Origin of the sequence: Actinoallomurus sp. NPDC050550 (genome assembly GCF_040655075.1) — a bacterium.
Taxonomy (GTDB): Bacteria; Actinomycetota; Actinomycetes; order Streptosporangiales; family Streptosporangiaceae; genus Actinoallomurus.
The window spans coordinates 165,303-185,109 of sequence record NZ_JBFAJC010000018.1; the positions used below are offsets into that span (position 1 = coordinate 165,303).

A 19,807-nucleotide genomic window follows, 5' to 3' on the forward strand; every position below is an offset into this window, starting at 1 on the left:
CTTCTTTCCGAGGGGCGGATACGTGCTCGCCTCCGCCGGCGCGGACACGAGCAGGACACCGATCATGGAGGCGCCGACGGCCGCCGCACCTGCCGTAACATATTTGAAACTCAACGCGCGACCCTTCACCTTCAGCGGAGATGTTCCGCAGAAAGTAACACTGGGGATAGGCGCGAAAAATGAGCCGCGAGTCCCGATCATGCTGATGCGGCGGCCCTATTGTCGGCCGCGCGCTTTCATGCTAGGCCCACCTACTCGCCTGGCCGCCGCAACGAACTCGGTCGGCCACCGAATCCGGCTCAGCCGGCAGGGTCGGCCGCGGCCAGCACCTCGGTGACTTCGGCCGCCGACGCGTTCCCTCCCGTGCAGACGAGCCCGACCCGCCGCCCGGTGAACTCGTCGCGGCGGGCGAGCAGCCCCGCCAGCGCCGCCGCTCCGGCCCCCTCGGCCAAGGTGTGCGCATGGGTGAGCAGGAGCCGCTGCGCGCTCCGGATCTCCGTATCTGAGACCAGCACGAAGTCGGTCAGGCGCGCACGCATGATCTGCTGCGGCAGGTCGAACCCGCGTCCGGTCGCCAGCCCCTCGACGACCGTACGGTTGGGGCGGGTGACGCACGCGCCGGCCCGCCAGGAGTCGTACGCGGCGGGCGAGGACTCCGACTGCACCGCGATGACCCGGCATGCCGGCGCGACGGCCGCGGCGACGAGCGACGCCGCGGCGGCCCCGCTGCCTCCCCCGACGGGCACGAACAGCACGTCGAGATCGGGCACCGCCTCGAACATCTCCAGGTACAGCGTGCCGACCCCGCTGATCAGCTCCGGCTCCGCGACGCCGATCAGCGTCATCCCGCGGTCGGCGGCGACCTTCTCCGCGTACTCCTGCGCCTCGCTCATTCCCCGGCCGTGCACTTCGACGTCGGCGCCGAGGGCCCGGACCGCGCCCACCTTGGCGGGATTGGGGTTCTCCGGCATCACGATGACGCACGGGACGCCGAAGAGGCGTGCGGCATAGGCGATCGACTGGGCGTGGTTGCCGGTCGAGAACGCGAGGACGCCGCGCTCGCGCGCCTCCGGCCGCATGCCCGCCAGTAGCGTGATCCCGCCCCGCACCTTGAAGGCGCCGGTCGGCTGGGTGTTCTCGTGCTTGACGTGCACGGTGGCGCCGACGACGTCGTTCAGCATGGGAAAGGACCACAGGGGAGTCGGCGGCAGATGCGGTTCGATGGTCCGGCGGGCCCGCAGGACGTCGGTCAGTGACAGGTCGGTCATGTCCTCCAGCGTGGCGCGTCGAGGATAGATCAGTCCAATCGATGGTTTCGAGGAATCCAATAGGCCAGATCAATCTATAGCTCCGGGCTTGCGGGGAATGAGCGCGAATAGAGAGGGTGGCGAGCCGAGCCGCAGGTAAGAGCGGGCCTCACGGGTCAGCGGCGACCGAGGACCGACTGGCCGACCGGGTTTCACAGCAGAGAGCGGCTGGACCCACCCGCCGCTCACCGCCCGCTCCGTTCCCCGACCTCACCGGCCGGGGCGGCGTTCACTCGAAGTCGTCCGGGCTGAAGTCCTCCGGATGGGCCGGGCCCGTACTGGGTCCGCTGTCCGGGTCCTCTTCCTCGACGGGCGTCTCCGCCTCCGTCGATGTCGGCGGCACGCCCCCGACGTCTCGCTTCGCGTGCTGTGCTTCGCGCGGCTCCCCCATGTCCGCCTCCTTGCTCCGAACACCCCATGACGGGGCACGACACCCATACCCGCCCCGCATCTCCCTACGCTCCGTCTCGCGATATCGGAAGGCGTGCCGGATAGGCCGCCATTAGGGTGATCGGCAGCAATGCCGATCGATGAGAGGTCAACGGGGTGGACCAGGCGTTCCAAGTCGATCTGCGCGGGGTCGTCGACCTACTGAGCAGGCACCTGTACTCCAGTCCCCGCGTCTACCTGCGAGAACTGCTGCAGAACGGCGTCGACGCCAGCACCGCTCGCGGCGATGGCCCGGCGCGGATCCGGATCGAGACCGGAGAAGAACTCCGGGTCCACGACGACGGGATCGGCCTGACCGAGGAGGAGGTCCACGAGCTGCTGGCGACGATCGGCCGGTCTTCCAAGCGCGACGAGCTCGGCCTCGCCCGGCACGACTTCCTCGGGCAGTTCGGCATCGGCCTGCTGTCGGCGTTCCTCGTCGCCGACGAGATCACCGTCGTGACCCGCTCCGCCCGGGGCGGCGAGCCCGTGCGGTGGACCGGCTTCGCCGACGGTCGCTACCGCGTCGAACCCGGCACCCGGGACGAGCCGGGCACCACCGTGAGCCTGCGGGCCCGGCACGGTGCGAGCGACTGGCTCACCGCCGCGACCGTCACCGAACTGGCCGCGACGTACGGTGAGCTGCTCCCCGTCGAGCTGACCGTCGACGGGCGGCGGATCACCGGCGACGGCCCGCCATGGCGCGCGGCGTACCCCGACCCTGGGCGTCGCCGCGCGGCGCTCGACGAGTACTGCCGGCACCTGTTCGGGTTCGCGCCGTTCGACGTGATCGACCTGGACGTCCCCGAGGCCGGGCTGACCGGCGTCGCCTTCGTCCTGCCGCAGCCGGTCACCCCGACCGCGCGCGGCGCGCACCGCGTCTACCTCAAGCGGATGCTGCTGGCCGAGGGTGTCGAGGGGCTGCTCCCTGACTGGGCGTTCTTCGTCCGCTGCGTGGTCGACGCCGGTGAGCTGCGGCCTACGGCCGGGCGCGAGGCCCTGTACGAGGACGAGCTGCTCGACGCCACCCGCGACGCGCTCGGACGGCAGGTGCGGCAGTGGCTCGTACGGCTGTCGGAGACCGACCCGGCCCGGCTGCGCGCCTTCCTGCGCCTGCACCACCTGGGCGTCAAGGCGATGGCGCTGCGCGACGACGACATGCTGCGGATCGTCGACCGGTGGCTGGAGTTCGAGACGTCCGCCGGTCCGATGACACTCGCCGAGTTCCGTACCCGGCACCGCGACGGCCGCTACACCGCGGACCTCGACGAGTTCCGGCGCCTCGCGGCCGTCTCCGGCGCGCAGGGCGTGCCGCTGGTCAACGGCGGTTACGTCTACGACGCCGACCTCATCGAACGGCTGCCGGCGATCGACCCCGACGCCGTCCTGCGGCCGCTCGACCCGTCGGAGCTGACCTCCCACTTCGGCGTGCTCGACCCCGAGACCGAGCTGGCGCTGCGCCCCTTCCTGGCCGTCGCGCAGCGGGCCGTCGACTCGCTGGGCTGCGAGGTCGTCGTCCGCGACTTCGACCCGGCGTCGCTGCCCGCGCTGTACATGACCAGCCGGGCCGCCCGCCACCAGGCCGAGCTGCGCGAGGCGCGGGAGTCCGCCGACGCTTTGTGGTCCGACGTTCTGGGCGCACTGGAGGGGATGGCGTCCACGAGCGACCGCCCGCAGCTCGTCCTCAACCACCGCAACCCGCTCACCCGCCGCATCACCGCACTGACCGAGACCGGCCTCATCGAGCTCGCGGTCCAGGCCCTCTACGGCCAGGCGCTCCTGCTCGGCCACCACCCCCTGCGGGCCGCCGACACCGCCGTGCTCAACCGGTCCTTCCTCGGCCTGCTCGACTGGGCCGTCCACGACCCCACCCCGGAGGGCCCGTGACTGTTGCTAAAGCGATCGAGCTGATGAACCGCGCCGGAGAGCTGCCGTACGGCCAGGCGCGGACCATCATGGTGGAGGAGTCGCTGCGCCAGGCGGAGTCCGCCGGCGACGAGCGCCTCGCCTACCGGATCCGCAACCACCTGCGCACGGAGTACGTCCAGAGCGGCGAGCGGGCCAAGGCGTTCGCGGTGTTCGTCCGCTGCCTCAGCGACTACGACCGCAACCCGGACTGGGGCGAGGAGCACCTCCTCTACTGGGGGTTCAAGTCCACCGTCACCGGGCTGACGAAGTTCCCGGAGATCCCGCTCGACCGTACGCTCGCGGTGCTGGACGACATGGAACGCCGGTACCAGCTGGCCGGCGAGGGGCTGCAGCCGGTCCACATGTGCCGCACGCTCGTCACCCAGCACGTACACGGCGCGGAGGCCGCCGACGAGTCGTACACCCGGTGGCACGCGGCTCCCCGCACGCGGCTGTCGGACTGCGAGGGCTGTGACCCCAGCATGAAGGTGTCCTACCTGGCCGCGCGCGGCCGGGACGAGGACGCGGTCGCGCTCGCCGAGCCGCTGCTGAGGGGAGAGCTCGGCTGCGACGAGCAGCCGCAGACGATCCTCACCGAACTGCTCCCCGTCTTCCTCCGCACCGGCCGCCTCGACGCCGCCGCCGACGCCCACCGCCGCGCGTACCGCGCCCAGCGCGACCGGATCGCGGAGCTGTGGGGGATCGGCGTGCACCTGGAGTTCTGCGCGCTCAGCGGCAACGAGGCCCGCAGCCTCGAACTCCTCGAACGTCACCTCGGCTGGCTCGACCGGGCTCCGACCCCGTACGAGGGCATGCGGTTCGCCGCCGCGGGCGCGCTGCTGCTCCGGCGGCTCGCGGAGATCGGCCACGGCGACGTGACCGTACGCCGGCCGGCCCACGGCGACCGGCCCGCCGGCGAGGTCCCGGCCGCCGAACTGCGCGAGGAGCTGACCCGGCACGCCCTCGACGTCGCCGCGCGGTTCGACGCCCGCAACGGCACGCCCGAGCAGGGCCGCCTCATCCAAGAACTGCTCGACGCCGAACCGCTGGTCGAGCAGCTCCCGCTGACCCCGTACGCGCGCCGCACCGCGACGCCGCCCGCAACTCCGGCCCCGCGCCAGGACGACCTCACGGCCATCGACGATGTCGACCGGCTGCTCGACGTGGCCGAACGGCACTGGAGGCGTCGCGAGTCCGCCCCGGCGCTCGCCGCCTGGCGGCGCGTCGACGCGATCGGCGGCGACCTCACCCTCGTCCAGCAGGGCCGCCGCGTCGACGGCGAAGGACTCGAACGTCTCCTCGCGGGGGACGCGCAGGGCGCGGTGGACGTGTGGCGGCGGTCCGCGGACCTGTACACCCAGGGCGGGGACGAGGAACGCGCCCAGGCGGCGACCAGCAGGTACGCCGCGGTGCTCTGCCAGACCGGCCAGGCCGACGCGGGCCTGCCCCTGCTGCAGACCGCCGTCGCCTGGCTGGACGCCGACGCGACCGACCCCCGGCGGGCTCTCGCCGCCCGAGGCCGGCTGGCCGCCGCGTACGGCGAGGCGGGCCGCATCGAGGAGGCCCTCGCCCTGCTGGACGGCGCGCCCGCAGTGGACGACCTCGACGAACTCGCCGACCTGGAGATGACGCGCGCCCGCATCCTCGCCCCGGCCCGGCGCGAGGCGGAGGTCATCGCCGCGCTCCGGCGGTCCGCCGACGGCTACCGGCGGAGCGGCCAGAGTGCGGCCCTCGCCGAGGCCGCTCTCCTCCTCGGTCAGCGGCTGGCCGCGAGCGAGGACGAGGAGGAGGCTGCCGAGGCGGACGCGCTGCTCACCGAGGCCGTCACCAACGCCCCTGCCGACATGCCGGCGTTCCGCGCGAGCGCGTACGCCGTCCGGGGCGGTCGCCTGCTGGCGCGCGGCGACGCCGCCCAGGCCGCCGAGGACCTGATCGAGGCCGTCGCGGTCTTCACCGCCGAGGGCTCCCACCACCAGGCCGCGTACGCGCGGCAGGACCTGTGCGTCGCCTACCTCGACACCGGCCGGTTCCTGGAGGCGGCCGAGACCGCCGAGGAGGCGCTGCCGCTGTTCGAAGCGCACGGCGACACCGACGCCGTGCGGCGGACCCGCTACCTCCTCGCCAACGCCCAGCGCGAACTGGGCGAGCTCGAGGCCGCCGCCGACAACTTCACCCGCCTGGCCGAGGGCGAACGCGCCGAACAGCCCGCCGTGGCCGCCCGCCTCCTTGTCGAGGCCGGCGACCTGCTGAGCCGCCTCGACAAGGACGCGACCGCCGCCGAACGCTTCGCCGCGGCGGCCGAGGCGTCCACGGCAGGGGGCGACCCGTACGGGACCGTGCAGGCCCTGCGCCGACAGGCCCTGTGCGTGATGTGGAGCGGACGGACGGAGGACGGCCTCGCCGCCATGGCGAACGCACGGGCCGCGCTCGCCGCCCTGCCCGAGGACGAGCCGGCCGCGCTGACCTGGGAGACGGCCCTCATCGACTTCGACGAGGCGCGCATCCTCGGCGCGCTGGAGCGCTTCGACGAGGCGATCGCCGGAGCCGAGCGAGCGGCCGCCGCCTTCACCTCACTCGACCAGAAGGAGCCGGCCACGGCCGCGGAGAGCCTCCGCGCCGACCTGGTCGCCGCGAGCGCGGGCGCCGGTGACACGTCCGAGTGACCTCTGGCCTAGGAGACCGATCGTGAACCCGAAGCAGCAGCGCCGGCTGATCGAGGAGCGGTACGTCCTCGGCGAGGATCTCGCTCAGGATCCGACGATGCTCGACGGCTGCCCGCATCGGTATGTGTTCGTCATGGTGCCCGCCCGCAGCATGACGAGCGCACCCGTGGCCGGGGTCCTGCCGCTTCTGCTCCAGTGCGTCGAGACGCTGGAGACCCGCGGGTGGGAGCCGGTGAGCTGGCGGCTCGAGACCGCCCACAAGGGCGTGCTGATGCGGCGCATCGGCCCCGGACGCCCCTGACCGGGTCCGCTGTGTCAGGTTAGGCATCGGTAGTCGTCCATCCGATCGGGAGATCCGCTGTGACCACAGAAGGCGCAACGACCCCGTTCTCGGCGGGCGGATCCGGCGGGCGGCGGCCGGTCCGTGACCTCCTCGACCGCGTCGAAGCCAACGAACCGGGCGAGGTCACCTACGTCGAGCAACGCCCGGCGCGCTCCGACATCGCCGAGATGCTCGGCGTACCCGAAGGCGCGCCCCTGGTCCTGCGGCAGCGGGTCGTGCTGGACGATGACGAGCCGACGGCGTTCATCGGGCTCTGGCTCGACCCGGACGTCGCCCACGCGACCGGGCTCGACGGGCTCGCTCCGGCCGCAGCGAGCGTCTGCGAGTCGATCCGGTCGGCGACCGGCCGGGACCTCGGTCACGTCACCGAGCACCTCACCGCCCGGCGCGCCACCAGCGCGGAGACCAAGGCCCTCGGCCTGCCCAGAAACGCCCCGGTGCTGGCCGTCCGGGCCATCGTCGGCGACGACGCCGGCCGGCGGGTGCTCGTCGTGGACCTGGCGTTCCCCGGCGAGACGTACGGGTTCACCGACGACTACGCCCTCTGAGGAGTGCTGCTACGGTCGCGCACCGTGGTGGAGAACGTGTACGTGGGTAAGGCCGCAGTGGACGCGGCCGGTGATCGAGGCTGGCTTCTCGGGCATTTCAAGCCGGTCGGCGACATCCGGCACAGCGACGACGTCGAGATCAAGTGGGGCGTGCACCCGCGCGGCGACCGGCGGGCGCGGTGGGCGACCGAGGAGAAGCGCACCGCCCTGCTCGTCCTGATCAGCGGACGCTTCCGCATGGAGTTCCCCGACGGCGACGTCGTACTGACCGAGCAGGGCGACTACGTCGTGTGGAGCCATGGCGTCGACCACTCCTGGCACGCCGAGGAGGAGTCGGTCGTCATGACGATCCGCTGGCCGTCCATCCCCGGCTACGCGATCCCCACCGACTGACACACTCTCCTCGGCACTTACTCGGTCTTTTTCGGATGCCCGCAGGACGCCGTGACCACCCACACGGTCCGCTTCTCGTCGTCGACCAGGTAGAAGATACGCCCGCCGCCGGTGACCTCGATCTGCCATTGCTCCAGCGGGCGTCCTTCGAACTGGTGGGTGGCCAGTTCGCCGCGCAGTCGCTTATGTCTGCGGTCCTCTGGCGGCCGCGGATTCGCTCGCATGAGTTCGAATGCTTCACGCGTGTTCGATGGCGCCTGTTTGGCGAGCTCAGGCCAGCCCTTCGCCGCTTCGCTCGTACCGAACCGGACATCCCATTCCTGGCCGACGGGCGGAGGCGCGACGGGATCCTTACGCCTCGGGCTCATAGGTCTTCAGTCGACGGAGACGGGGCCGTAGTCGGTACCGTCCAAGGGCTCGGTCAGCTTCGCACGCAGTTCCGGGTCGGCATGAATCCTGGCGGTGCTCCGCCACGCCTCCACGACAGTCTCCAGCGGTGCGAGCGTGTCGAGCTCCGCACAGGCGTTCGCGGTGTCCACCAGCTCGACCAGGAAGGCCCGTACGTCTTCGGTCGGCAAGAACTTCACCCAGGGGAACACGTCGGGTAGCGCCATGAGCAATGCCCGCGCCCCTTCATCCTGCTTCATCAGCGAGACGAACAGACGAGTCGTGGCGGTCATGGCCGCAGCGGCGGCCTCAGCTCGATTGGCCGTCTCCAGGACGAGGTCTTCTCCGTCGCGGCGCACAAGTCGCACTTGCTGCGCCTCCTCCAGCTTGGCGACGGTCTTGGCGGGCTGCTGGATGAGCTGCGAAAAGGGAACCTTCGTGGTGCTCACACCTCCCAGACTAGCGCACCTTTGAAGTAATTCAAAGGTATGCTCATCGGCCTCCGGACACTGGAAGGTGGGCCGGGCCGCGGAGGTTCATGCGGCCGTTCCACACGACGTCGCCGTCGAGTGCCAGGGCGGGGAAGCGGGCCGCCAGGCGCTCGAACGCGACGCACGCCTCCATCCGGGCCAGCGACGCCCCGAGGCAGTGGTGCGGGCCCGCGCCGAACGACACGTGCTGATGCGCGTTCTCCCGGTCGAGGCGGAGCTCGCCGGCGTCCGGTCCCCAGAACCGCTCGTCCCGGTTGGCGGCGGCGAGGCTCGCCATCACGAAGGCGCCGGCGGGGATCTCGACGTCCCGTACGGTGATGGGTTCCAGGGTGATCCGTCTGCTCGCCTGGACCGGGCTGTCGTAGCGCAGCAGTTCCTCGACGGTGTTCGGCACCAGGCCGGGGTCCTGGGCCAGCGCGGCGAGGCGGCCGGGGTGGCGGAGGAGCGCGAGCGTCCCGCCCGCGATGAGGTTCACGGTGGTCTCGTGGCCGGCGATGTACAGCAGCAGCGTCTGGGCGACCAGTTCGTCATCGTCGAGCACGGCGCCCTCGTCCTCCGCGTGAATGAGGGCGGTGAGCAGGTCGTCCGCGGGATTGGCGCGCTTCCAGGCGATCATCTCGGCGGCGATGCCGTTCAGTTCCTCCTCCGCGGCGACGACGGACGCGATGAGGTCGGGGTCGACGACCGGTTCGAGCGACCGTACGACCAGGCCCGTCAGCTCCCGGATGCGCTCGTGGTCGGAGGACGGCGTGCCGAGCATCTCGGCGATCACGGCGAACGGCAGCGGGTACGCCAGGGCCTCGACGAGGTCCACCCGCCCTGCCTGCTCCATCTCGGCCAGCATGCCGTCGACCAGGTCGGTCACGCGCGGCCGCAGCGCGCGTACGGCCCGGGGCGTGAACGCCTTCGACACCAGCCTGCGCAGCCGGGTGTGGTCCGGCGGATCCCGGTCGAGCATGGACTTCGCGTTCGAACGCGGTGAGCGGTCGCCGTACGTCTCCGCCCGCACCTGCCGCAGCGGGCCGTCGGCGACGTTGTCGTCCTCGACCGACAGGCCCGCCCGCAGTAGCCATGCGACGTCCTCGTACCGCGTGAGCAGCCAGAACCCGAACGGATGCTCGTACACCGGCGCGGCCTCCCGCACCGCGGCGTACTGCGGATAGGGGTCGTCAGTGAAGCCAGGCGCGAACGGGTCGAAGAGCGGCGCAGAAGGCGGACTTTCGGGCATGGCTGATCCCCTTCACCTCTTGGTACGGACGGTATGAAGTCAGGTCGGCGGGATCCACGCCGGTCGCGCTGAGCACGGCATGCCGGAAGCGGGCCGTTCCCTCGGCGAGCGCGGGGTGATCGGCGTACTCCTCCAGCAGCCGCTGGAACGCCGGGTACACCTCGGCGACCGCGGCGAGCGCGTCGGCGACCGCCGTCTTCGGGTCGCCGGACGCCACCTCGATGACCTCGTCCAACTGGGTGTAGGCCGCGGTGAGGTAGCGCCGCTGGACATCACGCAGAAAGTGGTCGAGATCCCCGTACTCGGCCACCACCTCGTGCTGCCGCTCCGCGAGCGCTCGCGGGCCCTTCTTCTCGAACGCGGCGGCGAGGTCGTGCACCAGCCGATACCTCCGCCGAGCCCGTTCCCATTCGGTCATGGCACACTCACCTACTCATCGTCGGTCACATACACAGTGTATGTAGCTAGACTTAGAGTATGTCCGGTGTCAAGGGCCGCCGTGAGCAGTACTCCGAAGCCACGAAGGCGGCGCTCCTCGAAGAGGCGACCGCGCTCTTCGCCGAGCACGGGTACGCCGGAACGTCCCTGGAACAGGTCGCCGCGGCCAGCCAGGTCACCCGCGGCGCGGTGTACCACCACTTCGCCGGCAAGCAGGCCCTCTTCGAGGCCGTGCTGGAGGCACAGGAGAAGCGCGCCATGGAGGAGGTCGCCTCCGCCGCCGCGAGCAAGACCGATCCCTGGGAGGCCGCGATCCTTGGTCTCGACGCCTTTCTCGACAAGTGCTGCGACCCGACGTACGGGCGGCTGGTCTGGCAGGAGGGGCCGACCGCGCTCGGCTGGCACCGCTGGCGAGAGTGCGAGCAGAAATACGCCTACGGCGTGGTCGAGCACTTCCTCCGCTCTCTCATCGAGGCGGGCTACTGGCCGGCGACGGAGAGCCTGGACACCACGGTCAGGTTCGCGTTCTGGATGCTGGGCGGGGCCGGCATGGCGCTCACCGAGACACCCGAGGCCGACAGGCCCCGGGTTCGCAATGAGTGGTCCCAGCTGATTCGCCGCAGTATCGGTGGCCTGCGAAGCCAGTGATCGTCAGTTCGGTGCCGACTCCAACGTGCGGCGAATGTCCCACTCGTGGTGGTACGCGTCGTGCGCGTTGGTGGCCGCCACATCCGGCGTACGCTGCTCGCCGCGGCCGATCCGCGAGCCGGCATCGATCGCGGCGAGAACGGAAGCGATCATTGCGCCGACCTATGGCCGGATCGCCGGTGTAGGACGTCCGGGGTCGGGAGGGGACCCGTGCACTGGTCCCCTCCCGAGGCCGGGCCGTCGCCGCTCAGCCCGTGACGGGCAGGTTGCCGGGGACGGGGGTGGGCTTGGGCGCCTGGCCTGGAGGCGTGGTCGGATCGGTCGGCGCCGGGATCGGCTTGCCGGTGGCATGGCCGGGCGGCGGGGTGGGCGGCCGGCCGGGGGTGCCGGCGCTGCAGGTGGCGGAGGAGACGCTGATGGTCTGGGCGTCGGTGAGACGGACCTCGATCGCGGTGACGGTGAGGCTGCCGTCCAGGTTGCGTACCTGCTTGTTGAGCGTGACCCCGACGGTGCCCAGTCCCTGGACGGGAATGCTCAGCGCGCTGTTCGGCGCGGCGTACGCGGCGAGCCGACGGTCGCCGATGCGCGCGTCGGCCAGGTTGGAGGCGCCGGTGCCGCCCTTGCAGGTGGCGGTGACGAGGTGGGCGGTCAGGGCGGCCTTGGCGACCTCCAGGTCGACCACGCTGGCGCGGGCGAAGGCGGGCTTGGCGGTGACGTGCAGGACCTTGACGTCGATGAGGGGGTTGGCCGGCAGGCTCACCAGGCTCTTGTCGGCGGTGGCGGTGACGGCGGGGGTCTGGGGGATGGCGACCAGACCAGTGGCGGCCAGGCCGAAGGCCGAGCCGGTGCCGGTCGCGGCGGAGGCGGTTCCGGTCAGGGCCAGGGGCGTGGCCAGCGCACCGGCGATGGCCGCCGAGGCGGCTAGACGCGTCAAGCGCAAGGTGACTCCTTCGGGGAAGACGTCCGCGCGGTGAGCGCGGATCGGACGCGGCCGCCCTCCTCCTTGCGCGGTTGACGGCGGACGGCCAAGGAAGGGGAAGACCACCGCCGGGGACCGTACGTCTCAGGCGGGCGCCTTCCGCCCTTCCACTACGCGCGACCCCCGTCGCGGGTTGCACGCTCGGACGCACCGCTGCGACCGTTCCCCGCTTCGGACCGGCTGTGCGACGACGCGTGGTCCGGTACGAGGTCAGGCTCGCGTCGTCTTCTCGCGTACGACCTCGTCCAGGAAGGCGTCCAGGTTGGTGCGCATCCGGTCCACCTGCTCCTCGATGCTGAGCGACTCGGTGAACCGTGTGACCAGCGCCGACTTCTTCTTGCCCCGTACGTAGAGGGGGCAGGCCAGGTCGCCGCAGATGTAGGTGCCGACCGTGTTGCCGTCACGCCCGGCGGCGCCCGCCCGGCGCGCGGCGAAGAGGGAGACCCCCGACCCGGCATGTGAGGTCAGGCAGAGGGAACAGACCGTCGTCTTCACGAGGCTCCTGCGGGTCTCGGATGCGACGCGCAACGTGACCCCGATCAGCCCGTCGCCTCGTTCGGCGATCAGATAGCCGCGGTCCGGCGCTCCCGGGTCCCGCCAGCCGAGGAAGTCCAGGTCGTTCCATGGCAGATCGGCCAGACCCCGAGGCAGGTGAAGCTTGCGCGCCTCCCCCTTGGAGCAGTTGACGAAGGAGCCTCGTATGTCGCTCTCACCGATCGGTCTCATAAGGCCGCAACCTAGCTGGCGAATGACCGAGTGTCGCCTGATTATCCGGTACGCCGCGTTCTGACTGCGGGGTGGAACAGCTCTCCGAGAGCCACTGCTCGTTGCTCGATGACCTGGACTCGGGCACTCAACTCCACCGCGTCGACATGGGCCGCCTGCTTGGTGACCTGGCCGCTCCACTTCCGGTACAGCATGCTGGGCTCGGCACTGAAGTAGCCGTCGCTCACCGCGTCGGCGCCGAGCAGCAGGCCGGTATCCGCCGACGCGGGCAGCGCCATCCACCCTCCGAGTGCGAAGAGGAGCTCACGGCGGACGCACAGCGTCGCGGGGACCACCGGCAGCCGATGGCCGCGTTCCTTCCACAGCCGGAGGAGCGTTCCGCGGGCGACCCGGCCTTCCGGCGGCTCGCCGTCGACTCGCACGCGTGAGCCGTCGGGAAGCAGATCGAGCGCCCGGGACGTCGCCCACGCGATGTCCGGATGGCGCTCCAGCATCTCGATGTCGCGAGCGAGCGCACCGGGCATCAACAGGTCGTCCGCGTCGAGTACCGTGACCAGCTCACCGCGAACACGGGACAGCGCGAGCGTCCGCGCGACCCCCGCCCCTCCGCGCCGCCCGTGGCCCGGGCTCACCCGCGGATCCTCGGGCAGCAGCGCGGCGACGTCGCCGGCCTCACCGTCCTCCTGGACGACCCACTGCCACGTCCATCCCGGCGGAAGGTCCTGCACGAGGATCGACTCGTACGCGGCGCGCAGGAACTCCGGAACCGGCTGGTACGCGGCCGTCACGATCGAGATGACGCGCGTCATCACCCTCCCGCCGTTCGACAGTCTCGTTCGCCGAAGATCCTTCCAGATTGCGGCGGAATGCGAGCAGCGTGCTCCGACGGTTACACGGATCGCGACCCGCCCAACTGGAGAACGCATACCGTCCGTACGTCCGCCGGAGACCGTCAGAGTCCAGGACGGACAGCTCTTCTCAGCCATGGCGACCCTGCTCGGCTCGCCACCTGCACCAGCCCGAGATCTCCTTATGCACCCCCACAGTTCGCATCTTTTTGAAGTGAGTTGTGTCGGCGTCGACAAGCAGCGTAGCTTTCTCAGGAATTGATGCCTGACAGGAACCGCAATCGCGCGACCCCGCGAAAGGGATGCCTGGTGTCTCTCCACCTAAGTGTTGATCACGACTCACTGCGAGACGCGAGCGTACACTTGGACGACGTGGCCGCCAGGCTCGACTCGCTTCGAAGATTGATTGATGAGCAGAGCTACATCCCACATCTCGCTTTTGGTGCGGTCGGCGAAGGCGCTCGACATAATTACGCGATCTCTCGCGAAGATGAGCTCGCCAACCTTGCCGTCGGAATTAAGACTGCACAAACCTACGCCGAAAACCTCCACAAGTCCGCAAAGCGCTACCTGAGCACAGAGGACGCCAACGTCAATGCCGTGCTCTATGACATAGGCTGGATTCCTGATTCCCGCGGAGTCTTTAGAGCACCACAGTCGCCACCGGCTTCCCCCGCGACGCCCCCGATACCGGCGACCGGCTCTGCGGCTGACCTGGCGGCAGTGCCGGCCGCTGCGGCACTGGTCGGCTCCGGTGCGATGTTCATCGCCGAACTCGGCGCGGCGACCGCGGCGAACCTGAAGGCATGCGCCGGGATGTCCGCCCTGACGATCGGAACGGCGATCGCCTGGGGAGCCGTGGTCTGGTCGGACGACGGCTCCGTCGACAGAGCCCTTCAGACCTGGGACCAGGTGGCCAAGGAAGCACGTGCGCTCTTCGGCTCTGATGTGGCCGGGCTCCGTAGGGCACTCCAGACGACCTGGCAGGGCGCCACGGCGACCTCCGCGGACAGCAGGATCCTGGAGTTCATTATCGCGGGAATGGCGCTGGCCGACCGCGCCGAACGCCGGGTCGCGACACTGCGTGAGATGATCGACCAACTCGTCTGGATCCATCGGATCGCTTTCGTGATCTCCATGGTCATACTCCTCGCGATCGCCACCGCGATCTGGTCGGCCGGTGGGTCGATCCTCGCCGCGGCGGCGGTGTACGCCCCGTGGTTGGCCTGGGCGGTCGCGGCCATCGAGGGATTGTTCCTATCGTGGGGCATGATCGCCATGTGGGGAGATTCGCAGGACGGCTTCGCCCTGAGGGGGGCCGACAGCGGCTCCGCCGCCGAGGCGGTGGCAGTGGTGGCTCCGTCCAAAGCCCGCCGAAACCAGAAATCGCCCCCTCCTTTCAGTTTCTGAGTGCGTTCTGTCGGTCAGACGATTGCGCGGGTCGTCATCTCCTCTGCCTGGAGCAGGGCCGCCAGCCACGGGAACCGGTCGATGCGCTCACCACCCGTGCCGGGAGGATGAGGCTCGAACTCCCCCGGCCCGAACGCCCTCGGCCCGCAGTTCGTCGACGCTGCGGCGGAAGGCCCGGCGTCCCGCCAGCGCGCTGTTCACGAAGGGCAGCATGACGACGGGAATCCCGAGCCCCGATGCCTCGGCGAGGACCCCGAGCGATGGCGTCGAGACGATCACGAGCATCACGCGGTCGCCGACCCGGCCGGTGCTGCCGCCCGGATCGCGGCCTACCTGAGGAAACGGGATGACCGGCCGGACCCGAGGCCGTGAGCACGAACGCCGTCGACATCCTGAGGCGACGGTTCCCCGGGCTGGTCTTCTGGTACGGCCGGCAGACCGGCTCCTGGTGGGCGTTGATCCCACCTCCGGCCGGGTGACGGCTGGTCGAGGCCCTCGACCCCGACGAGCTGACACGAGCCGTCCTCCAGTGCGCCTCCTGGCCCTGGCCATCGGGTTGACGCGCACGGCTTCTTCCCCAGGCCATGCCGCCACGATCATCGTGTGAACCGGATCGGCGGATTCGGGAAACAGGGGGTGACGACACTGCCCCGAGGAAGGCGTGAGATGCCCCAAGGAATTTCGACGTGACGGCGGCTCGTCCGGTCAGTGAGGAGTGCGACGATGCGCAGCTGATCGTCGAGTCTCACCAGGATCCGGAGATATTCGCGACCCTGTTCGATCGTTACGCCGACGACATTCATCGCTATGCGGCGCGCAGAGTCGGCACCGAGCACGCCGACGACATCGTCGCTGAGACGTTTCTGGTTGCTTTCCGCCGTCGTACGTCCTATGACACGACCCGCCGGATGGCCCGCCCGTGGCTGTACGGGATCGCCACCAATCTCCTCGCCCGGCACCGGCGCGAGGAAGAACGGCTGTATCGGGCGCTGCAGCGGACCGGTGTCGACCCACTGCCCGAATCGATGGACAACGCCGTCGTGGCGCGCGTCGCCGCTCAGTCACATCAGCGGGCCCTCGCGGCAGCGCTCGCCGGCCTGAAACCGCGCGACCGCGACACGCTGCTGCTGCTCGCGTGGGGCGGCCTGACATATGAGGAGGTCGCGGAGGCCTTGGACGTGCCGACGGGCACGGTGCGCTCCCGCATCCACCGGGCGCGCAAGAAGACCCGCGAGGCGCTCGCCGCCACCACGGACCTGATCGAGGGGGACTGACGATGGACGACCTGAAACTGCTCGCCGAGCTACGCACCGATACTCCGCGGATGACGACCGAGACCGCTCGCCTCGCCCGCGCACGACTGCTCGCCGCCGCGGCCGAGACGGAGCAGCGGACCGTCCCGACTCATGCCCGGCGTGCCGTTGTCGGGCGCCGCCGACTGTTCCGCATCGCCGTTGCCGGGGGGCTCGTGGCGGTGGCCGCCGCCACGGGCATCACCGTCGTCGGAAACACGGGAAAGCGCGCCGACCACAGGCACCCGGAACCCGACGTCGTGTTCCAGGGAACGCCGGTCGCCAACGCCGTCGACCTGGCCAACCGCGCCGCACAGGCGGCCCTCGCGAAACCGTTCACCGCCCCCGGCCCCCTGCAGTGGATCTATATCCAGACGCGCAGCGCACCTCTGGCCGACTCCAGCGAGCCGAACGGCCCGGTCGCCCCCCACCGGCGGCAGACCACGGCACAGTGGATTCGGGCCGACGGGAAAAAGCAGGCGAATATGGACGCGAGCGGGAACATGACGATCGACGACCTCATGCCCGCCGAACCCCGGTTCGACTACCCCTATCTCAGCAGCCTGCCCACTGACCCCGACCGGCTCCTCGCCACACTGCGCGCATCGGCCGACGAACCCCTGGGGCCCCGCGACCTGGTGGTGTTCAGCAACATCGGCGTGTTCATGCGCAACGGCCTCATCCCGCCGAAGGTGCAGGCCGCGCTCTTCCAGGTGCTGTCGCGCCTGCAGGGTGTCCAGCTGATCCGCCAGGCCACCGACGCCGCCGGCCGTTCTGGAGTCGCGTTCGCGATCACCGAGGAGGGCTACCTGCGCAACGAACTCATCCTCGACTCGCGCACCTTTAGCTACCTCGGCGAACGGTCGGTCGTGATCAAGAACCACGTCTCCCGCGGCGACGACGGCACCCTGCGCAGCCGCAAAGGCGAAATCGCGCAGTGGTCGGCACAGACCCGGATCGGCGTCGTCGACAGGCCGGGCCAACGAGCCTGACCGATCTCACGGGCGGGCGCCACGATCACCCCATCGCGGCGCCCGCAGCAGGCCGGCGCATCGGCGTGCTCTCGGTTTCGCGGCAGCCGGCGAACGAATGCCGCCGCCCGTCATCCTTCCGAGCGGCTCATGAGGTGGGGACGCCGCTGACCGGCGGGAGGGGACCGCGTCGCAGAGGAGCGTCCGCGACGCCCAGCTCCCTCCTGGCCGCTTCCATGAACGCGTGCCGAAGGTCCCCCTTGGGCTCCGCCCCTTCCGCGCGAGACCCGCCGCGTACGAGACGGTGCAGGGCGAGCGTGTAATCGTGGGCGGCCTGGCCGACTTCGGCCGAGCACACGAGTTCGCAGGACTTCTTGGCCAGCCACAGCCCATGGAGCCGATCCATGACCTCGTCGTCCTCAGGATGACGCCCGGCGAAGTCTTGGCCGTCGAGGAGCAGTTCGACGCTCTGAGCCGCGGACAGGAAACCCAGGATCGCCTCCTTCCGCTCGCCTCGCTCGGCGGCCAACTGCTCCCGCCGCTGACGACGCGCGTCGACCCGGGTGGTGAGGTACTGGCCGACCAGAGTGCCACCCGATCCGAGAGCCACACCCGCCAGCGGCAACAACGTCGCAGACCATGTCACGACCGTCATATTCCGGCAATAAGTACAGCCGCGCTACTCGGACGAGGATTCGCCTCATCGGCCGGGGAGGGGCCGGGCGAGACGCGGCCGGCCCCTCCCTTGGCTCGCCGTCGAAAGTTCCCCGGCGACCGTACGGGGAATCAGGCGATCGGGCGGACCAGGCGGCCGTTGACCGATTCGATCGGCACGAGCCGGTTGGTGAGGGTGACGCCGACCTGCCCGAGGTCCGGCCGGATGATCAAAGACGCTGCGGCGCCAGGCCCGCTCCCGGGATGACCGGCGACATCCTTGGACTGGTTCAGCAGCCAGCCCAGCCCCATCCGCGCACCCGCCTCGTGGGGTACGGCGTGTGGCCGCAGGGCTTCTCGTACCAGCTCATCGGGGAGCAGCGAGGACCACCCGTGGCCGAACCGGACGAGGTCCGCGGCGGTCGTCCACAGACCACCTGCCGCGGGGACGGTGCACAGCCTTGTCGGTTCCGGCCGCATCGAGCCGTCCTCGGAGAGGCGGTGACCGGTGATCACCTCGACGTCCGGCCGGCTCGCGGGAAACCACGAACGGCTCATTCCGAGCGGTTCGAGCACCGTACGGGTCGCCGCCTCCGGGTACGGGAGCCCGGTGACGTCTGCGATCAGCTGACCGAGGACGGCGTATCCGCCGTTGCCCGGTGCGAAGCCGCCGCGCGTACCGGAGCACGGCACGACCGGCCCGAGAAGCGACACCGCATCCGGGACTTCGTCGGCGAACATCTCTTCGGGACCGTCCACGCCTCCGGTGTGCGAGAGCAGTTCCCGTACGGTCACGGCCTCGTCGGCCAGCCGGATCGTACGCAGCTGCGCGTCGGCCGGATCGTCGAGGCGGACGCGGCCGTCGGCGACGAGGCGCAGTACGACGGTGGACGTGATGAGCTTGGTGATCCCGTACGCCGGAAATCGGTGGTCGGGCCGGAGCATCTCCGCGCGCTCCAGGTCGGCCCACCCGCACGCTAGCGTCCAGGTCACGGGACGTTCCTGACCCGGCACCCGCGACGCGCCCGCCAGGGCGAGACCCACGAGACCGAGCTCGGCGAACGACCCCTCGGCGACCTCGACCGCTGCGGGAGGGACCGCACCGGAGGTGCGGGTCGTCGGTGTTGCGACGCGTGGGTCGGTGACCCGCTCGCCCACCGGGTACATCCGCAGCCCGGCGATCCGGTGCGGAGGGTCGGCCTCGACCATCGCCTCGATCCGCAGGTCGGCGACCTGCGCGCGAAGCTGAAGTGCGGTCTCGCGGGTGACGACGAGGTCCGCGCCCAACCGCTCGGCCACCCGGCTGAGCGTGCCGACCATCGTCCGTGGCGGCACCAGACGCAGGTAGGAGTCACCGAAGTGCTCCTGCAGTTCGGCTTCGGCCGGGGGCGTCCAATCCGGGGCACCGGCGCCCCGGAACCTGGAGATCACCCAACCGACCTGCCGGAACGCGTGGCGGTCTCGATCGCGCGCGGCGACGATGAACTCCTTGAGCGCGGTCCAGCTCGGCAGCCCGTGCTCTCGGGCGATGGCCAGCTGGGCCTCATGAAGTGTCGCGAATTCCCCGGCCGCGAGACGGCGCTTGGCCTCTTGTTTGAGGTACCGCAGGTTCGGCCGGTCGGGAAGTCGGCGTGCTTGGTCGGACAAGGCAGTCCTTCCTTCACGCCCGCGGGTCCGCGACGTCGGGCTGGAAAGACGTGCCGTCGATCTACTGTGCAAGCCGGTGAGCTTGAAGCTCTGCCCGCGGACCCAGATGCGGCCGGAAACCGCCGACCCCGACGATACCCCCGGCCGGATCAGCCGCATACCCCCGATTTCCGCGGCTGCGGCGACTCTCGGCGCTTCAGGCGTCGGACACGGCCCAGTACTCCGGTGGCGGATCGACCAGTTCCGGGTGCTCCTGCCAGTACGAGTCCCCATGGATCTTCAACATCGCCCAGTGCCACGAATGGTCGTGGAAGACGAGTCCGCGGTACGGCGCGTCGCTCGCCTCATAGGGATAGTGCTGTAAAGCAGCCGCCTCTGCCCGGGCCGGCGTGAGACCTCCGTACCGCCGCATCACCCACGCGTAACCGCGACGCTCCGCTCGGAGGCAGGCGAGATACTCGTCCTCGTTCCAGGCGTCCCAGGCCACGGCTCCACAG

23 protein-coding genes are annotated in these 19,807 nt (G+C 70.5%); 9 read left to right on the plus strand and 14 right to left on the minus strand.

What is annotated here, in order from left to right; all coding sequences use genetic code 11:
• Window positions 1-299: 299 nt before the first annotated feature.
• Both AB0I04_RS25075 and AB0I04_RS25080 read right to left on the minus strand, forming a co-directional pair.
• Window positions 300-1,268, minus strand: coding sequence for a pyridoxal-phosphate dependent enzyme (locus AB0I04_RS25075; protein ID WP_360888833.1), 969 nt, complete (start codon window positions 1,266-1,268; stop codon window positions 300-302).
• A gap of 268 nt (window positions 1,269-1,536) precedes the next feature.
• Window positions 1,537-1,698, minus strand: coding sequence for a hypothetical protein (locus tag AB0I04_RS25080; RefSeq protein ID WP_360888836.1), 162 nt, complete (start codon window positions 1,696-1,698; stop codon window positions 1,537-1,539).
• A 155-nt stretch (window positions 1,699-1,853) separates the two neighbouring features.
• Here AB0I04_RS25080 and AB0I04_RS25085 point away from each other — a divergent pair, with 155 nt between their 5' ends.
• The 5 genes from AB0I04_RS25085 to AB0I04_RS25105 are packed head-to-tail and all read left to right on the plus strand — an operon-like array spanning window position 1,854 to window position 7,591.
• Window positions 1,854-3,623 carry an HSP90 family protein gene (locus tag AB0I04_RS25085; protein WP_360888838.1) on the plus strand — a complete coding sequence of 590 codons (1,770 nt, stop codon included), beginning with the start codon at window positions 1,854-1,856 and terminating at the stop codon, window positions 3,621-3,623.
• A complete protein-coding gene (locus AB0I04_RS25090; RefSeq protein ID WP_360888841.1) occupies window positions 3,620-6,307 on the plus strand; it encodes a hypothetical protein in 2,688 nt (895 codons plus the stop codon). Before AB0I04_RS25085 ends, AB0I04_RS25090 begins: the two co-directional genes overlap by 4 nt.
• A gap of 22 nt (window positions 6,308-6,329) precedes the next feature.
• On the plus strand, window positions 6,330-6,608 hold the full coding sequence (locus AB0I04_RS25095; RefSeq protein ID WP_360888844.1) for a hypothetical protein: 279 nt from the start codon (window positions 6,330-6,332) through the stop codon (window positions 6,606-6,608).
• Window positions 6,609-6,667: 59 nt separating this feature from the next.
• Window positions 6,668-7,198 carry a UTRA domain-containing protein gene (locus AB0I04_RS25100; protein ID WP_360888847.1) on the plus strand — a complete coding sequence of 177 codons (531 nt, stop codon included), beginning with the start codon at window positions 6,668-6,670 and terminating at the stop codon, window positions 7,196-7,198.
• A gap of 24 nt (window positions 7,199-7,222) precedes the next feature.
• Window positions 7,223-7,591: a signal peptidase I gene (locus tag AB0I04_RS25105; RefSeq protein ID WP_360888850.1), complete on the plus strand. Its 369-nt coding sequence runs from the start codon at window positions 7,223-7,225 to the stop codon at window positions 7,589-7,591.
• Window positions 7,592-7,608: 17 nt separating this feature from the next.
• On the opposite strand, the gene AB0I04_RS25110 is transcribed toward AB0I04_RS25105, so the two are convergent.
• The 4 genes from AB0I04_RS25110 to AB0I04_RS25125 form a co-directional block, all read right to left on the minus strand.
• Window positions 7,609-7,815, minus strand: coding sequence for a hypothetical protein (locus tag AB0I04_RS25110; protein WP_360888853.1), 207 nt, complete (start codon window positions 7,813-7,815; stop codon window positions 7,609-7,611).
• Window positions 7,816-7,965: 150 nt separating this feature from the next.
• Entirely contained in the window at window positions 7,966-8,427 is a 462-nt protein-coding gene (locus AB0I04_RS25115) for a hypothetical protein (RefSeq protein ID WP_360888855.1), read from the minus strand.
• A gap of 43 nt (window positions 8,428-8,470) precedes the next feature.
• Window positions 8,471-9,697, minus strand: coding sequence for a cytochrome P450 (locus AB0I04_RS25120; protein WP_360888857.1), 1,227 nt, complete (start codon window positions 9,695-9,697; stop codon window positions 8,471-8,473).
• On the minus strand, window positions 9,639-10,115 hold the full coding sequence (locus tag AB0I04_RS25125; protein ID WP_360888860.1) for a hypothetical protein: 477 nt from the start codon (window positions 10,113-10,115) through the stop codon (window positions 9,639-9,641). Before AB0I04_RS25125 ends, AB0I04_RS25120 begins: the two co-directional genes overlap by 59 nt.
• A 59-nt stretch (window positions 10,116-10,174) precedes the next feature.
• Between AB0I04_RS25125 and AB0I04_RS25130 the strand changes: the two genes are divergently transcribed.
• A complete protein-coding gene (locus AB0I04_RS25130) occupies window positions 10,175-10,783 on the plus strand; it encodes a TetR/AcrR family transcriptional regulator (protein WP_360888863.1) in 609 nt (202 codons plus the stop codon).
• Window positions 10,784-10,786: 3 nt separating this feature from the next.
• Here AB0I04_RS25130 and AB0I04_RS25135 read toward each other — a convergent pair whose 3' ends face one another.
• From AB0I04_RS25135 to AB0I04_RS25150, 4 genes are all read right to left on the minus strand, one after another.
• Entirely contained in the window at window positions 10,787-10,936 is a 150-nt protein-coding gene (locus AB0I04_RS25135) for a hypothetical protein (RefSeq protein WP_360888866.1), read from the minus strand.
• A gap of 94 nt (window positions 10,937-11,030) precedes the next feature.
• Window positions 11,031-11,723 carry a choice-of-anchor P family protein gene (locus AB0I04_RS25140; RefSeq protein ID WP_360888869.1) on the minus strand — a complete coding sequence of 231 codons (693 nt, stop codon included), beginning with the start codon at window positions 11,721-11,723 and terminating at the stop codon, window positions 11,031-11,033.
• A 249-nt stretch (window positions 11,724-11,972) separates the two neighbouring features.
• Window positions 11,973-12,488, minus strand: coding sequence for an FBP domain-containing protein (locus AB0I04_RS25145; RefSeq protein WP_360888872.1), 516 nt, complete (start codon window positions 12,486-12,488; stop codon window positions 11,973-11,975).
• Window positions 12,489-12,529: 41 nt separating this feature from the next.
• Window positions 12,530-13,297: a glycosyltransferase family 2 protein gene (locus AB0I04_RS25150; RefSeq protein WP_360888874.1), complete on the minus strand. Its 768-nt coding sequence runs from the start codon at window positions 13,295-13,297 to the stop codon at window positions 12,530-12,532.
• 411 nt (window positions 13,298-13,708) lie between these two features.
• Here AB0I04_RS25150 and AB0I04_RS25155 point away from each other — a divergent pair, with 411 nt between their 5' ends.
• Complete coding sequence (locus AB0I04_RS25155) at window positions 13,709-14,746, plus strand: hypothetical protein (protein ID WP_360888877.1); 1,038 nt, start codon at window positions 13,709-13,711, stop codon at window positions 14,744-14,746.
• A gap of 87 nt (window positions 14,747-14,833) precedes the next feature.
• On the opposite strand, the gene AB0I04_RS25160 is transcribed toward AB0I04_RS25155, so the two are convergent.
• Window positions 14,834-15,034, minus strand: a complete 201-nt coding sequence (locus AB0I04_RS25160) for a hypothetical protein (RefSeq protein ID WP_360888880.1) — start codon at window positions 15,032-15,034, stop codon at window positions 14,834-14,836.
• Between the two features lie 398 nt (window positions 15,035-15,432).
• Here AB0I04_RS25160 and AB0I04_RS25165 point away from each other — a divergent pair, with 398 nt between their 5' ends.
• Both AB0I04_RS25165 and AB0I04_RS25170 read left to right on the plus strand, forming a co-directional pair.
• Complete coding sequence (locus AB0I04_RS25165) at window positions 15,433-16,020, plus strand: RNA polymerase sigma factor (protein WP_360888883.1); 588 nt, start codon at window positions 15,433-15,435, stop codon at window positions 16,018-16,020.
• A gap of 2 nt (window positions 16,021-16,022) precedes the next feature.
• Window positions 16,023-17,030, plus strand: coding sequence for a CU044_5270 family protein (locus AB0I04_RS25170; RefSeq protein WP_360888886.1), 1,008 nt, complete (start codon window positions 16,023-16,025; stop codon window positions 17,028-17,030).
• A gap of 127 nt (window positions 17,031-17,157) precedes the next feature.
• On the opposite strand, the gene AB0I04_RS25175 is transcribed toward AB0I04_RS25170, so the two are convergent.
• The 3 genes from AB0I04_RS25175 to AB0I04_RS25185 all read right to left on the minus strand — a co-directional run bounded on the left by AB0I04_RS25175 (window position 17,158) and on the right by AB0I04_RS25185 (window position 19,797).
• The gene (locus tag AB0I04_RS25175) at window positions 17,158-17,664 is read right to left on the minus strand and encodes a hypothetical protein (protein WP_360888889.1); all 507 of its coding nucleotides are present in this window, start codon (window positions 17,662-17,664) and stop codon (window positions 17,158-17,160) included.
• A 131-nt stretch (window positions 17,665-17,795) separates the two neighbouring features.
• A complete protein-coding gene (locus AB0I04_RS25180; RefSeq protein ID WP_360888892.1) occupies window positions 17,796-19,310 on the minus strand; it encodes a serine hydrolase domain-containing protein in 1,515 nt (504 codons plus the stop codon).
• A 196-nt stretch (window positions 19,311-19,506) separates the two neighbouring features.
• Window positions 19,507-19,797 (minus strand): hypothetical protein, encoded by a 291-nt coding sequence (locus AB0I04_RS25185; RefSeq protein WP_360888895.1) that lies wholly within the window; start codon window positions 19,795-19,797, stop codon window positions 19,507-19,509.
• Between the last annotated feature and the right edge of the window lie 10 nt (window positions 19,798-19,807).